At 42.0% G+C, this 15,333-nt stretch carries 14 protein-coding genes and 1 pseudogene; 7 read left to right on the top strand and 8 right to left on the bottom strand.

Going from position 1 to position 15,333, the window contains the following annotated elements; translation table 11 throughout:
* Positions 1-8: 8 nt before the first annotated feature.
* The gene (locus tag F988_RS04695; protein WP_004681422.1) at positions 9-1,019 is read right to left on the bottom strand and encodes a hypothetical protein; all 1,011 of its coding nucleotides are present in this window, start codon (positions 1,017-1,019) and stop codon (positions 9-11) included.
* Positions 1,020-1,039: 20 nt separating this feature from the next.
* Entirely contained in the window at positions 1,040-2,053 is a 1,014-nt protein-coding gene (locus F988_RS04690) for an alpha/beta fold hydrolase (protein ID WP_004681420.1), read from the bottom strand.
* 237 nt (positions 2,054-2,290) lie between these two features.
* On the opposite strand from F988_RS04690, the gene F988_RS04685 reads away from it, so the two are divergent.
* The gene (locus tag F988_RS04685) at positions 2,291-2,905 is read left to right on the top strand and encodes a carbonic anhydrase (protein ID WP_004681417.1); all 615 of its coding nucleotides are present in this window, start codon (positions 2,291-2,293) and stop codon (positions 2,903-2,905) included.
* A 50-nt stretch (positions 2,906-2,955) separates the two neighbouring features.
* On the opposite strand, the gene F988_RS04680 is transcribed toward F988_RS04685, so the two are convergent.
* Complete coding sequence (locus F988_RS04680) at positions 2,956-3,537, bottom strand: arylesterase (RefSeq protein ID WP_378251355.1); 582 nt, start codon at positions 3,535-3,537, stop codon at positions 2,956-2,958.
* Between the two features lie 84 nt (positions 3,538-3,621).
* Here F988_RS04680 and F988_RS04675 point away from each other — a divergent pair, with 84 nt between their 5' ends.
* Together F988_RS04675 and F988_RS04670 are read left to right on the top strand one after the other, a co-directional pair.
* Positions 3,622-4,326, top strand: coding sequence for an ABC transporter ATP-binding protein (locus F988_RS04675; protein WP_004681415.1), 705 nt, complete (start codon positions 3,622-3,624; stop codon positions 4,324-4,326).
* Positions 4,323-6,806 (top strand): ABC transporter permease, encoded by a 2,484-nt coding sequence (locus F988_RS04670; protein WP_004681413.1) that lies wholly within the window; start codon positions 4,323-4,325, stop codon positions 6,804-6,806. The genes F988_RS04675 and F988_RS04670 overlap by 4 nt, the downstream gene beginning before the upstream one ends.
* A 39-nt stretch (positions 6,807-6,845) precedes the next feature.
* Here the strand turns inward: F988_RS04670 and F988_RS04665 are convergent, their stop codons facing one another.
* From F988_RS04665 to F988_RS04655, 3 genes are all read right to left on the bottom strand, one after another.
* Positions 6,846-7,166 carry a helix-turn-helix domain-containing protein gene (locus tag F988_RS04665; protein WP_004674780.1) on the bottom strand — a complete coding sequence of 107 codons (321 nt, stop codon included), beginning with the start codon at positions 7,164-7,166 and terminating at the stop codon, positions 6,846-6,848.
* Complete coding sequence (locus F988_RS04660) at positions 7,153-7,512, bottom strand: type II toxin-antitoxin system RelE/ParE family toxin (RefSeq protein ID WP_026040040.1); 360 nt, start codon at positions 7,510-7,512, stop codon at positions 7,153-7,155. Before F988_RS04660 ends, F988_RS04665 begins: the two co-directional genes overlap by 14 nt.
* Positions 7,513-7,615: 103 nt before the next feature.
* Entirely contained in the window at positions 7,616-8,440 is an 825-nt protein-coding gene (locus tag F988_RS04655) for a rhomboid family intramembrane serine protease (RefSeq protein ID WP_026040041.1), read from the bottom strand.
* Positions 8,441-8,564: 124 nt separating this feature from the next.
* Between F988_RS04655 and mtgA the strand changes: the two genes are divergently transcribed.
* Both mtgA and ppk1 read left to right on the top strand, forming a co-directional pair.
* Positions 8,565-9,239 (top strand): monofunctional biosynthetic peptidoglycan transglycosylase, encoded by a 675-nt coding sequence (gene mtgA, locus F988_RS04650; protein WP_004681409.1) that lies wholly within the window; start codon positions 8,565-8,567, stop codon positions 9,237-9,239.
* A 124-nt stretch (positions 9,240-9,363) separates the two neighbouring features.
* Positions 9,364-11,442, top strand: a complete 2,079-nt coding sequence (gene ppk1 / locus F988_RS04645) for a polyphosphate kinase 1 (RefSeq protein WP_004681408.1) — start codon at positions 9,364-9,366, stop codon at positions 11,440-11,442.
* Between the two features lie 51 nt (positions 11,443-11,493).
* On the opposite strand, the gene F988_RS04640 is transcribed toward ppk1, so the two are convergent.
* Positions 11,494-13,239: a sensor histidine kinase gene (locus F988_RS04640; RefSeq protein WP_004681407.1), complete on the bottom strand. Its 1,746-nt coding sequence runs from the start codon at positions 13,237-13,239 to the stop codon at positions 11,494-11,496.
* Positions 13,240-13,343: 104 nt separating this feature from the next.
* Positions 13,344-14,063 carry a response regulator transcription factor gene (locus F988_RS04635; protein ID WP_004681406.1) on the bottom strand — a complete coding sequence of 240 codons (720 nt, stop codon included), beginning with the start codon at positions 14,061-14,063 and terminating at the stop codon, positions 13,344-13,346.
* Between the two features lie 148 nt (positions 14,064-14,211).
* Between F988_RS04635 and F988_RS14405 the strand changes: the two are divergent.
* Positions 14,212-14,803, top strand: a pseudogene (locus F988_RS14405) (IS5 family transposase); the annotation flags it as partial.
* A gap of 195 nt (positions 14,804-14,998) precedes the next feature.
* Positions 14,999-15,333 (top strand): ESPR domain-containing protein (locus F988_RS04625; protein WP_004681404.1); only part of this gene is annotated, 335 nt, incomplete at its 3' end.

The following is a 15,333-nucleotide window of genomic DNA, read 5'->3' as shown; positions in this document are numbered from 1 at the left end:
ACCGCGCATCATGCGCCTTGTTTTGTCAAAATTTCAGACATCTGTTCTGAATAATAAAATTTTTCTAAATAGGTGCGGGCACGTTGTCTTAAATAACCTGTTTGAATCACTTGCTGTAACACAGGTGTCAGTAAATCACTCAATTCATTTTCAATCAGGGTTTCATCAATATTCAGATCGCGGAGTAATAAATCAAATGTGCGTTCCTGATTACGTGCATACCATGCATAGGTCCCATCATGAACCTGCTGTTTTAAATAATCTGTTTGACGGATATGATCCCATATTTCATGCCCCATTCCCACAGTTTGGGGTAGGTCTTGTACCTCAATATAGTTGCGTAATACTGATAAGGGCATAACCTTAATTTTATGCCAGATGTTGGCCTGGAAATGGTAAAGTTTGTCTTCATTAAAGTGCTGGTTTAACACCCGTTCGCTCATTTGGCTGATCTTTAATATATTCTTTTGTAAATAGTGTCCAATGGTGTCATTCAGGTTGGAATTAGTCACTGTTTCGAGAACCGATTTTCCCATTTTCATAAAATGTCCAACGCCAGGTACACGTTTAGACATGACCGAATTTTCTAAATAGTCCTGAATGGAATGTTGAATCAGTTGGGTAATCAGGGCAGAAAAAGCAGGATTATTCACGATGGTTTTAATCAGGCGCTGGCGATGGTCACTTTTACCTGCAACATATTGCGCAATTGAGTCAATGGTTAAAACAGGAATTACATCTTCGATATTGGTTTGCTCATTACGTGGATGAATCAGGGCAAAGCGGATATGTTCTGCAATTTGTTCAATCAGAAATGAACTGGCAGGTGTGTTCAGGATTTGTTTCTCAATCAGCTTAAAGATTTGTTCAAATGACCAGATATGTTGGAGTTGCTGTAAGCGCAACCAATGATAGAACTGTTTAAACTCATGTTGAATGGTTTCGGCTTGTGTAAACTCTTGATCCAGAAAATCAAGTTGTGCGTCAATCAGTTGTTCTATCATTGGATGTTTAGGCATAGGATTTTATAACTTTAGGTTTACGGAGTTGGCGCAGTTACAGGTTTTTGTGACTGAATCTTGTTCAGAAATGGTAAATATTGCTGAACCACCAATTGATCTGCTTCCAGAATAGGCATATGGCCCACATTATCCAGAATGACAGGTGTCTGCGCATTCTTTAGCAGTGATTTTAACTCAGGTGCAACCTCAACATTGATAATTTTATCCTGCTTGCCCCATAAAATCAGTGTTGGTGCATCAATGGATCTTGCCAGCAACGCAAATGAATCTGGCGTATATAACTTATTGAGTACAATTAACTGATCTACCATTTTCTGGGTTTGCTCGGCCTGACCAATCATCATTTTTTCCTGTGCCTGAGCAATTTCCTTTGGAATGAATGGAGGGGTAAACATGACCTGCTGCATTAAAAAGTTAAAATCGCCTTTTTTGCTGACAATCATGTTTTTAATGTGGTTTGGATCCTTTAAATAAGGTGTGGTGGCGGCCTTATATACGCCCGCAGCATCAATTAAAAACAGGCTTTTGGTCTCAAATGGATATTGCCCTGCATAGAGCATGGCAATTGAACCACCAAGTGAGTGACCTGCAATATGTGCTGGGCTGGTTAGGTTGGCTGCCTCAACAAAACGGCGTAACTTTTCAGTGACGTTTGGAATGGAATAGTCAAAATCTTTCGGAACTTGTGTTTCACCGCTGGCTGGCAAGTCTGGGATGATCACATGGTAGTTGGCGGTTAAGGCCCGTGCCACACGGTTCCAGTTGTCACGGCTGCCCGCCAGGCCATGAATTAAAATCACGATCGGTTTTCCAGCCTGACCACCCTCACTATATGACCAGGTGATATCACCGACTTTTAATGTTTTGCTCTGTAAACCTGCCCATGCACGTTCCTGTTGCAGCACATTCTGGAAGCTCATTTCTATTTCCGCTGCCTGTGTTGAGCTGATTGCGATGGTCGCCAAGCTGCATGAAATTAAAGCTGCGGTTAAGGTCTTGCGAAAGGAGGTGGAAAAAAGATGGTTCATCATGATTTGTTCTATCCTTGATCTATTTTTAAACCCATTGATTATTGGGGAAGATGTGAGGGGAGTCATTTGCATAATTTACAGATGTATGGAAATTCTTGCCAATGAAATCATTCGTTTTTCGCTATTTTCCTGATTAAAAGACAGGCTGGTATTTAGATGGATTCTATTTTTGTCAGTGACTTTCAAACAGGCGTACATTAAACTCTTTTTTCATGTCAATCATAGATGGATTTAAACATGCTCACCGCCAAAGAAGCTCTGGAACGTTTAAAAGCTGGTAATGCCCGTTTTGTAAAGGGAGAGGCAACTCAGCAGAAGTTACTCACCCATCAGGAACGTGCCGAAATGGCAAGCGAACAAAATCCTTTTGCCATTGTTTTAGGGTGTTCAGACTCTCGTGTGCCTGCGGAAATGGTGTTTGATCAAGGTCTGGGTGACTTGTTCGTGATTCGTGTTGCAGGCAATATCGTTGCGCCGTCACAGGTGGGAAGTGTTGAGTTTGCGGCAGAGCGATATGACTGTGCCGTGGTGGTGGTGCTGGGGCATAGCCATTGTGGTGCGATTCAGGCCACCATTGATACCCTGATGCATCCAGAGCAGCCACCATCCTCAAACCTGATGTCGATCGTGAATCGGGTTCGTCCATCGGTTGAAATTTTGATGCAAACCGAACTCAAAGGTGATTTGAAAAAGCTGTCTGCCCATGCGGTTCGCTCCAATGTATTTGCATCGGTCAATCAGTTGCGTCATGGTTCTGCTGTGCTAGAACAGTTGATTGAGAAAGGCAAGCTGATTGTGGTCGGTGCTGAATACTCATTGGAAACAGGCGAAGTAACATTTTTTGATTTTTGATCTGGGTAGGGGCGGAATTGAATTCGCCCTGAATTGATTGAAATTATTTACTATAAAGCCCCTTTAATATAAGGATAAGCCAAATTCAGCATGATTGGTTGTGCCTTGGCATTGGGGTGGATTTGATCATTCTGGATGAAAGTTTTATTGCCTGCCACACCATCCAAAAAGAACGGCAGAAGCTTCACTTTATACTGCTGACTTACAATTTTGTAATTATTCTCAAAAGCCTTGCTGTACGCAGTTCCATAATTCGGTGGTATTTTCATACCAAACAGTAAAACGGTGGCTTTCTGCTTTTGACTCAGTTGTACCAATTGGGCTAAGTTTTTCTGAATCATCTGGGGTGGTTGTCCACGCAAGCCATCATTGCCGCCAAGTTCAATCACCACCACTTCAGGATTATAGGTTTGTAACAATTTTGGCAGTCGTGCCAATGCGCCACTGGTGGTTTCGCCACTGACACTGGCATTGACCACCCTGTGCTGTTTCGGATACTGTTGGTCTAAACGTTGTTGTAACAGGTTCACCCAGCCTTGTTTGGCCTCTATGCCATAACCTGCACTCAGGCTATCACCCACAATTAAAATGGTCTTGGCTGAAACCAGTGTTGGCATCACACAGAGGGCCATGATTGCAACTGTTTTAGAAACTGAACTGATAACTTTAGAGTTTTGCATCGCATTTAAAATTTGTCCTAAAGGATACGTGACATCATGCCACAACCAATTATTTCTGCCCGAAAAGTTACACAAAATATTCAGATTCACCAGCAAAGCTTAACCATTTTAAAAGACATTGATTTGGACATTTACCAGGGTGAACAGATCGCAATTACGGGACGTTCTGGTTCAGGGAAATCGACTTTACTGGGTATTTTGGCGACGCTGGATCGGCCAAGTTCAGGCGAATTGGAAGTCTGTGGGCAAGCGGTTCATACCTTAACAGAAGAACAACGTGCGCAAGTACGACTGGAAAACATTGGCTTTGTATTTCAGGCATTTCAGCTTTTACCGCAACTGAGTGCACTGGAAAATGTGATGTTGCCGTTACGTCTGCAACCTGATTTTAACTTTAGGAAAGCTGAGCAAAAAGCACTGGCATGGTTGGAACGAGTTGGGCTGGTTCGTCAGGCACAGCAAACCCCAAAAGTCTTGTCAGGCGGTGAACAGCAACGTGTGGCGATTGCCCGTGCGCTGATTGCCGAACCGAAGATCATTTTTGCCGATGAACCAACAGGCAATCTGGATGGGCAAACTGCCGAGGAAATTGAGCAGCTATTATTTGATCTAAATAGAGAATTAGGTACAACTTTGGTGTTGGTCACGCATGACCAAAATCTGGCTGCACTATGTCAGCGCCATGTCAAACTTGTCGATGGTCAGATTCAGGAAATCGGCAAGGCTGGGGAGAGAACATGAATTCGATTCTCAAGCCATTGTTGCTGCAAAGTTTTCGTACAGGTGGACTGTATTTACTGATTATTGCACTGTCTTTGGCGATTAGTGCCACTACCGCATTAAAATTTAGTAATAGTCAGGTCCAGAATGCGGTGGCTTTACAGGCTGCGGAAATGCTGGGTGCTGATCTGGTGATGACGGATAATAATCCCATTCAAGCTCAATGGCGACAACAAGCGCAAAAGTTGAATTTAAAACAGGCACCTGTGACAGTATTTGGTTCAATGGCACATACCCAAGACCAGTTTGTCATGGTCAACGTCAAGGCGGTTGATGAGCATTTTCCATTAAGGGGCAAGCTAGAAATTCAGCCTAAAGCGCAATCTATTCAGCAGGGACAGGTTTGGTTGAGTCCTCGTGTGATGGATTTATTACATACCAAACTAGGTGATCAGGTTGCGATTGCCGATGGACAGTTTACCGTGACAGGTGTGATTGAACATGACTCCAATCAGGAGCTAGGATTTTCAGGTTTTTCACCGACAGTGATGATTCATCAGTCAGATATTGCTAAAACCAATGCGGTTCAGGTCGGTAGCCGTATTGAATATCGTCTGCTGATGGCAGGTTCGCCCGAGCAAGTGAAAGCCTTTAAAAAAATCTTTAAGCAGCAAAAAAATCAGTTACATTCTGAACAGCAGCAACACCAGCAGTTTGAGAATAATGAGCAAAGTTCACTTAAACTTCGTGATGCCAATCAATCCAATACACGCTTGATGAAACCGATTGAGAATCTGGATACATTCCTGCAACTTGCCAATTTATTGACCATTTTGCTGTGTGGGATTGCCATCGCATTGACCAGCCAACGTTATGTACAACAGAATCAGGATCATATTGCCTTGATGCGTTGTCTGGGGGCAAGCAAGTGGCAGATTCTACTTGCCTATATCGCTTTGCTTGGCATTGTTAGTGCGCTTTCCATTGTACTTGGCAGCTTGATTGGCATTGGTTTGGGCTATGCTTTATTACAATTGATGTTGCAACTGATTCCACAATTGCAACTCAGCTTTGCCGTGACTGATTTATTGCTGGCGTTGCCTGTGGCAATTTTTACCAGTGTGATGGTGCTGATTGGTTTTATCCTGCCAAGTATCTGGGAATTGCTGAATACACCACCTATTCGGGTGATCCGCCAGCAGGAGCGTTCGCGTAAATCTTACTTTGCCATGTTTACAGTGGGCGTGATGAGTTTGATCATTTTTAGCTTGGTGTTAAGTGATAATCTACAACTCAGCCTATTGGTCTTGGCTGCAATTTTAATCCTGTGTGCCGTGCTTTATACCCTGATTTGGCTGCTACTCAAAGCCATTAAACAACTGAAACATCCAATTTCGGCTTATGTACGGATTCCACATCAGACTGCCTTGCAAGTCACTGCGCTGGCTTTAGGCTTAAGTTTAATTACGGTACTCAGTGTGCTGAGAACCGATTTATTACAGCGTTGGCAACAACAATTGCCTGAGGGTACACCGAATCAGTTTGTGTATGGTTTGCCGCCTTTTGATATGCCGCAGTTCAAGCAGCAACTTGAGCAGAATCACTGGCAATCTACACCGTTGTATCCTAATATTCGGGGACGTTTAATTGCAAAAAATGGGCAGGCCTTTGCGCCTGAGCTGGTCAGGCAAAATAATTCCTTGCGTCGAGAACTGAATCTGACACAGGCCACAGAATATCCGAAAGATAATGTGATTACCGAGGGTAATCCGAAATTTAGCCAAGTGGGGCAGGTGTCAGTAGAAGCTAAACTGGCCAATGAATTGGGCATTAAAATCGGTGATCGTCTTGATTTCAGTTTGCCAGAGGGCACGTTGCAGGCAACCGTGATCAATCTGCGTTCAGTGGAGTGGGAAAGTTTTAGCCCAAACTTTTTCTTTATCTTTTCACCGCAAAGCATGGATGAAAATGCAGGCAGTTATCTGGGCAGTTTTTATGTACCACCAGCAGATCAGCCAAAAATGGTGCAACTGATTCAGCAATTTTCTAATACCGTGTTTATTGATGTCGGACGGATTCTGGATGAAGTCAAGCGTCTGGTGGATGTATTGGTGCAGATTATTACCGTATTGGCGTTGTTGGTAGGGCTGTCTGGTGTGTTGGTGTTGATTGCCTGCCTGAATGTGCTGATGGATGAACGCCGTAAGGAAGTGGCGTTATTACGCTCTTTTGGGAGCGGTAAAAACAGGCTGAAACAGATGTTGAGTCTGGAAATTGGTTTTATTGGCTTGCTGTCGGGCTTGGTGGCCTGTTTATTTGCCGAGGTGATCAGTGCGATTGCCAGCTATAAAATGCAAATGGCGATTCAGTGGCATCCTGCGATTTGGCTGATTTTACCGTTAAGCATGATGCTGATTTGTATGTTGATTGGTCGTTATCGCCTCAGTTATTTATGTGATATTCCACCATTGCAGAGTTTAAGGGAAATGAATCAGTCTTGATGAAAGAAAGGCTTTAAAATGAGGGATTCCAAGAATCCCTTAATTTGTGATGCTAATAGTAATTGAGTGTCCTGTTTTAGAAACCATTGTGACTAACGCATCTAATGTAAATTTCGATATTTTTGCATTGATTGCATCAGATAAGCGAGGACGACTAACACCTAATATTTCAGCAGCTTCTTCTTGCTTGAAATGATTTTCTTGTACCCAATCAGCAACGACTCTGGTTAAAGCTAATTTTGCATTGGCTAAAGCATCTGCTTCTTTTTTTAAATTTCCAGCATCTTCTAAGCCTAAATCTGCAAAAATATTGTCTGTTGGTTGAGTGATATGACGAATTTGTGTATCAATCTTGCTCATATTGTTCCTCCAATAACGCAATTTCTTTATAACGTGCTTTGATAATCTCAACATCTGGTTTGGCTGTTTGTTGTGTTTTTTTCTGAAAAGAATGGAGTATGTAAATTGCATGTCTGAATTTTGCAACGTATACAACTCGATATGCGCCAGATGAATCTTTATATTTAAGTTCAATGACTCCTGTGCCCCAATTGGGAATAGGTTTCCATTGAGCAGGTTCAGTGCCATGCTGAATTGCGTGAAGTTCAAAACCAAAATGTTTTTTCACGTCGGCTGGAAATTCTTTTAAATCATCTAAAGATGATCCAATCCAGTAAATAGGCTTTTCAGGTTGTGGTTGAGTCATGTATAAAATTTTATACATCTATGAGTAAGTATGCAATAGTTATATCATCATGGAGATGTTGCAGGGGCAGATGGCAACCTGCCAGCTATATAAATAATCACAATTAATTCAACTGATTCTGCCTTAAAATCTCATACCATAACGGATCAAGCCCTGTACTTAATTCTGTGCAATAGAAATAAAAAGCAGCGAGTAATACAGTACCTATAATTAAAGCACCGATCTGAATCAAAGCAGGTTTTTGTATTTTTTCTCCCAGATACCATGCACCTGCCAATAAAGCACCCATAATCATGCCACCAATATGTGCCGCATTATTGATGCCTGCCACGGTGAAACCAAACACAATGTTAATTGCCATTACCATCAATAATGATTTCTTGTCCAGCCAAAAACGTTGCTGAGGCAAAGGTGGAAACAATGAAATAACAGTGAGTGCTGCGCCCAATCCCATCACTGCACCAGACGCACCTGCGCTGATATGGGGGATGAGGGACGATTGTAGTCCCGCAAGGTGATCAAAATGTTGTAATAATTCATAGCCATTACGAATAGTCAGATAGCTGGAAAGTAAACTGCCCATCAAACCGGCCAGCACGTACATTCCGATATAATACAACCGACCAAACAACTGTTCTGCCACACTGCCAAAAATATAGAGTGCCCACATATTCAGCATGAGGTGAATCAAGCCAAAATGAAAAAACATGCTGGTAAATAAACGTTCAGGCTGTCCCATAAAAGTGAGTGGGGTAAAATCTGCGCCCCAGGCAATTGCATCTACAGGCGCTGGGTCGGTAATATTCACACCTGAAACAATTTGCCAGCCAAATAATCCGACATTGACTGCAATCAGTAGCGCAGTAAACCACCATGTTTGTATCTTTAACTTTTGATTATTGATTTGTGGTGGTGTCATTTCAGTCATAGGTTTAAGCAAGTGATTGATGTAAAAATAGCTTAGCATGAATATGTTCTACAAAATATCAACGATTTTTACGTGGTTTGCTGATATTTTGCAGAACAGATGCCCCAAGGAGTGATGCACTTTAATGAAAGCCTTTTTAGCGCGCGCGCTCATGTTGATTATTGGTCTGGTATTGCTCATCCAGCTCTGGATTTTTAGCAGTCTGGTGTGGTGGCGTACTCATCCTGTTGAAACCACCATGTTTATGCGTTGGGATTATCTGACCGACTTTAAGCCGATCAAGCAGCAATGGCGTGATTATGATGATATTAGCGATAATTTTAAGCATGCGATTCTAGCGGCTGAGGATGCCAGGTTTATCCATCATCATGGCTTTGACATTGAAGGTATTCAGGATGCTTTGGAACGAAACAATGAAAAGGGCAAAATTGTAGCGGGTGGTTCCACCATTTCGCAGCAACTGTCAAAAAATCTGTTCCTCTATAATAAGCGTTCGTTTATTCGAAAAGGACAGGAAGTTGTTGCGACCTGGATGATGGAGCGAATGTGGTCAAAACGTCGTATTCTTGAAGTGTATATGAACGCAGTGGAATTCGGCCAGAATCTCTATGGGGTTGAGGCGGCAGCACAGTTTTATTATGGTAAAAGTTCAAAAAGCCTGACCCGTGAACAGGCTGCTTTTCTTGCTGCATTATTACCTAACCCAAAATATTATCAGGATCATAGGGATGACCGAAAACTTCAGTACCGTAAAAGAAGCATCCTGAAATATATGAATGCAACCCAGATTCCAGAGTAAGCCCATCTTAAAGTGTGATGAAGTGAAAAAAGCCCAATATTTTTGGGTTTTTTTACCAAATTGAAATAATTTTGCAGCATACTTAAACCATGTCTTGATCAATGATAAATCAACAAGGTTTGGTATGAATACGGCAGTGGCTACAACGACCCCAATAGAATACAGCTATAATGACCGCTATATTAATCGTGAACTTTCGATTCTCGATTTCCATCTGCGCGTTTTGGAACAGGCAGTCGATCCACTTCATCCATTATTGGAGCGGATGAACTTCCTGCTGATTTTTTCACGCAACCTTGATGAGTTCTTTGAAATCCGTGTTGCGGGGATGATGGAACAACTGACGCTGGGCAATGAGAGCCGTAGCCCAGATGGTCTAACCCCTAAACAAGTGCTTGAACAGATTTCTAAAACGGCACATGCGGCTATTGAACGTCAATACCGTATCCTGAATGAAGAAATTCTACCGAAGCTGCGTGAGGAAGATATCTGTTTCTTGCGCCGTGGTGAACTGACACCTGCACAATCGGCATGGATTAAAAAATATTTTCAGGAACAGGTCGCACCTGTTTTAACACCAATCAGCCTTGATCCTGCGCACCCATTTCCTCGTTTAGTCAATAAAAGCCTGAACTTTATTGTGACGCTGGAAGGTAAAGATGCTTTTGGTCGTCAGATTGACTTGGCGGTTGTGCCTGCACCACGTTCTTTACCGCGTGTGGTGCGTTTACCCAATGAACTGACGGGAGGCAAGGAGCATCATGTGATGTTGTCCGCAATCATCCATGAGCATGTGTCTGATCTGTTCCCAGGTATGACCGCAACAGGCTGTTATCAGTTCCGTGTCACCCGTAATGCAGACTTGGCCTTGAATGAAGATGTAGAGGATTTGGCAAAGGCATTGAAAGGTGAATTAAGTTCACGCCGTTTTGGTCGTGCGGTACGTCTGGAAGTCACACATAACTGCCCGAAACATATTTATGAATATTTGCTGGATGAATTTGATCTGAACGAAGAACAGCTCTATCGAGTTGATGGTCCTGTCAATCTGGCACGTTTACTCTCCAATTTTAAACGTCCGCACTTGCGTTATGACTCACATACCCCTGTGATTCCCAAAGTCTTTAAGAAGACTGAAAGTATTTTCTCTGCCATGCAGAAACAGGACATCTTGCTACATCATCCGTTTGAATCCTTTGCACCTGTGATTCAACTGTTACGTGAAGCTGCGCGTGATCCACAAGTGTTGGCAATTAAACAAACGCTGTATCGTAGTGGTGCGGATTCGGAAATTGTACAGGTTTTGGCAGAAGCGGCACGCAACGGTAAAGAAGTCACGGCTGTGATTGAGTTACGTGCTCGTTTTGATGAAGAATCCAATATTGAAGTTGCAAATGTGCTGCAAGAGGCGGGTGCTGTCGTGGTTTACGGCATTGTTGGTTATAAAACCCATGCCAAAATGATCCTTGTTGTACGCCGTGAAAACAATAAACTGGTGCGTTATGTGCACTTGGGAACGGGTAACTACCATGCCACCAATGCCCGTATCTATACCGATTATGGCTTGATGACCACAGATAAAGACATTTGCGAAGATGTACACCGTATCTTTCAGGAACTCACGGGAATGGGCAAAATGGCGAAGCCGAAAAAGCTTCTGCATGCACCCTTTACCTTGCATGCACAATTGATCAATTATATTGATGAAGAAATTGCCAATGCTAAGGCAGGTAAGCCAGCGCAAATTATTGTCAAGGTCAATGCCCTAACCGAAGTACAACTGATCAATAAACTGTATGAAGCCTCTCAGGCTGGTGTGCAGATTGACCTGATTATTCGCTCAATCTGTTGTCTACGTCCAGGCTTGCCAAATTTGTCTGAAAATATCCGTGTCCGTTCGATTGTTGGCCGTTTTCTTGAACATACCCGTGTTTATTACTTTAGCAACAATGGCAATCCACGTATTTATTGCTCAAGTGCAGACTGGATGGATCGCAACCTGTTTAATCGTGTTGAGGCATGTTTCCCAATTGAAGACCCAGCATCGAAAAAACGTATTTATCAACTTGGTTTACTTAATTATCTCAAGGATAATCAACAGGCATGGTTGTTACAGAGCGATGGTGTATGGGAACGAGACAAACCTGCCGCTGGTGAAGAACCCCATAATGCCCAACAGACGTTGTTGGATGCAATTAAATAATGGATCGTGTTATTCCAGCATACCATTTTGGTGTGCTGGAACATTCTGCAATTAAACAGGCAAGCAGGCCTTTAAACAGGTTCTTCCAGCCTCGGATTGAACCGTAAGATGTCCACCCAGCCGTTCCAGACGTGTTTGCATACTTCTTAGTCCAACACTCATTCCTGCATTCTTAACCGCTTCTACATCAAAGCCAATACCATTATCTTCAATGTCTAGTACCAGTTGCCCCTTGGAGAAAAACAGGGCGCACTTTACCGATGTTGCCTGACTATGTTTCAGAATATTGGTCAGGGCTTCTTCTGCGACCCGAAGCAAAGTTAAACACACCAGCGGGGTTGGCTGTTTTTGCCATGATTCTGGAAAAGACCATTTTGTTGTGATATTCAGCTCATCAAACAGTTGGGTGAAACGATAGCGTAAAGGTGCTCCCCATAAAATGGGTGTGTCAGGCACTTTGGCACCTGTACTTGAACCACTGTCAATCACCTGCCGCAAGTCGTCCCTTAATATTTTGAGCATGGATAAAAACTGCTGATTGCTTAGATTGATCTGGCTTTGGTCTACTGTGACCATTGAACGGACGAGGGAACCCCCCAAACCGTCATGTAAATCATGGGCAAGTTGTAAACGTTCCTGTAGTTTTGCGTTGTCCAGTTCAAGTTGATGCTGGGTATTGAGAGAAAGTGTTAGTTCATTTTTGGCTTCAAGAATGTTTTGTTTGAGGGTCTGGTTAAAGTTTTCAATTGCTCTTAAATTTTTGGCTAAACGTAACGCTAAAATAATTGCAATTAATAAGCTTGTTAAGGGTGCTGTATAAGGCATCCATAAAAAGCTATTATTGGATTGCATGATCTGGAATGTATCATGAATACACACAATGATAAAAAACAAAAATACTGCTGCCAGTAAATAGGCTTCCAATAATTTGGAAAAATAGGCAATCCATTGATAACTTATAAAATTTATTAATAAAACCAGTAGGCTCAGGAAAAAAGTACCCGAGATAAAATTGTATAGCGCGGTATCAGGTAATATCATGGCCATGCTGATTACAATTAACAGCATATACAATAATGCTTTTTCTAAACGTGGAAATTTGCGTTGTGCCAAGCGCCATGCGTAAAAACAGGAAAATAAGCTATAAGCAAAAAAACACACGATACTGATACGAGCGATTTGTAATGTGGTTAAACCAAAAGGTGCTTCAAGCATAATGGTATTAAACATCACCATGCTCCACATGAGCGCTGCCAAGGTAAACCAGCCAAAAATCTGATCTTTACGATGAAAAATCCATACCAGGAAAGCAATTACACCTAAAGTGAGTGACGTGATTAAATTTAAAAACATCAGCACACGTTGTTGATTCCAAAGCATCTGAAATTTTGGTCTGACCTGATCAGCATTGCCCACTAGGACCTGACCCAGACCCGAATTTTGACTCTTTACACCTACTACACGTACCCAAAGAATATTTTCGCCCTGTTTTAGGCTGGATACGGGTAAATTCCAGTAGCGTGGCATATTCCAGCTACGGGAAAGCGGTTCAACCAAAGACTGATCTTGCCATAACAAGTCATTATTAATAAAAACCTGACCAGTCATATTGATATAGCTGATCACAATGGTGATTGGGGTTTTTGTTGTGGTTGGACACTGATAATCCCACACGATTTTATACCATGTACTGCCCGTATAGTAGAATTTACGCTTATCCCATTGATCGGGCAATTTCACATTTTGCCAGCCTGTTTCAGGACGTTGAGTACCGTCTTGTCCAATGGCTTTTGCCATTTGGCTCGACTGAATGTTTGCGGTGCAGTTGACTTGCTCAGATGCGGAAGATTTTGCAAAGGAAGTTTGCGCCAGAATAACGAGCCAGCATAAGCATAGATATTTTATAAAATACCCAATGAACGTGCGGTATTGATGGCTTTGGATCTGCTGCTGACCGACAGCTTTCGGTAAATATGTTTGATATGACATTCGATGGTATATTTTGACAAATTAAGAAAATCAGCGATTTCTCGGTTCGACATTCCCTCAGCAACCAGTTGTAGAATTTCAAGCTCCCGAGTTGAGAGTAAATTATTTTGTTCTGCCACCGCCACATCTTTTACTTTTTGTTCAAATGTAATTTTTGACAAAATTTGCTGGGCAATAAACGGATCTATGGGTGCTCCACCACGTAATATACTACGAATTGATAACATGATTTCGAAATCATCCCGTTCTTTTAAAAGATAACCCGTTGCACCCGCCTGTATCGCTTTTAAAATGGTTTCCTGCGTACTCCATGCCGAGATGACCAAAACAGGTGAGACCTCATCGGTCTGTCTTAAATTTTCTATAAAATCAATACCATTGCCATCGGGTAAACCGAGGTCAACCAATGAAAAGGAAATTGGGTACTGTTTAAGCATGTCTATTGCCTCAGATAAGGTCTGGGCAAAAATAAGGGCGTCTTCTGCATAGCCAATTTCTAACAGTATTCTTTTTAAACGCTGTTGCATGATTGCATCGTCTTCCAGAATAAAGACAGGTACAGGCAAGATCAGCTCAGTTTGAGATACGTGAATCATAATAAGACTTAAAAAGTGATTCCCAGTTTCTAGCATAGGCAGAATACAGGGTTTTGGCTATCACTGTAATTTGGTATTTCAGGTTTTATTGGCTTTGTTGCACAAACCTATCTGTAATGTTTTTTTCATCGATATAATTTTCAAATGAAGAAGCCTACACACAAAATCTACCACACAACCAATTGGCCTGCGTCTACTCATAGACTCTACAGGCATGAAGTTTCTAGCTGAGGGCGAATGGAAACGCAAGAAACATGGAGCTGAATATCGTCGCCAATGGCGTAAACTACATATTGGCATAGATGCTAAAACCCTACAAATACGAGCAGTTCAGCTTACAACCAATAATCTCAGTGATTCACAGGTGCTTGGTGATTTACTTAATCAGATTCCACAAGATGAGCAGATTGACTCTGTTTATACCGATGCAGCTTATGACACCAAGCAATGCTGTCAGGCCATTGCAGATCGGCAAGCGCATGCGGTGATTCCACCTAGAAAAAAATGCGAAACCATGGAAAGATAAAAAGATCAGCTCGCTAGAGCCAAACGAATTTCTTCGAACAGTTACACGTTTAGGCAGGACACTATGGAAAAAATGGTCAGGCTATCATCGGCGAAGTTTGGTTGAAACTAAGATGCACTGCATTAAATGATTAGGAGATAAACTCAGTGCAAGGCGTTTTGATAGCCAAGTGAATGAGATTCATGCAGGTGTAGCAGGCCTCAACAGATTTACGGAATTAGGTCGACCACTTACCCAAGTTACGCCTTAAATTTAGCTCAATTAGGGGGGCTTTGTATTTCAAATCTTTGTGCAACAAAGCTGTAATATATTTATAGCATCTACCAGATGCTATTTTTTCTCTAAAAAGTTATTACCATTCGTCAGAATACCAGTTTTCAGTGATATACAACTTTGTATGTAATGTTTTGTAATTGTACCAAATGTTTAAAAAACAGGTACAGATATGAACCACATCTTTAAAAAAATCTGGAATAAATCTTTGGGGCGTATGGTTGTTGTTTCGGAGCATGCCAAAAGTGCAGGTAAGACCGACAACACTACAGGTACACAATCAAATAGCCTAAGCAATATTCATGATGATGAGCAAGGAAAAAATTTCGTTTTTTCCTTTAAGCCATTGGTGCTCAAGAGTTTGGTGTTGAGTATTGCAGCGATTACTGGAGTGAATGTTTGGGCAGATGATAACTACGCTCATATTTCAACCGACACGGCTTTAGGTTCAGCGAAAGGTTATGCACATGCAACTACGAAAGAAGCAGGAACAAATAAAATTACCAA

Origin of the sequence: Acinetobacter parvus DSM 16617 = CIP 108168 (assembly GCF_000368025.1) — a bacterium.
GTDB classification, from domain to species: domain Bacteria; phylum Pseudomonadota; class Gammaproteobacteria; order Pseudomonadales; family Moraxellaceae; genus Acinetobacter; species Acinetobacter parvus.
This window is presented reverse-complemented; position numbering and strand designations above follow the sequence as displayed.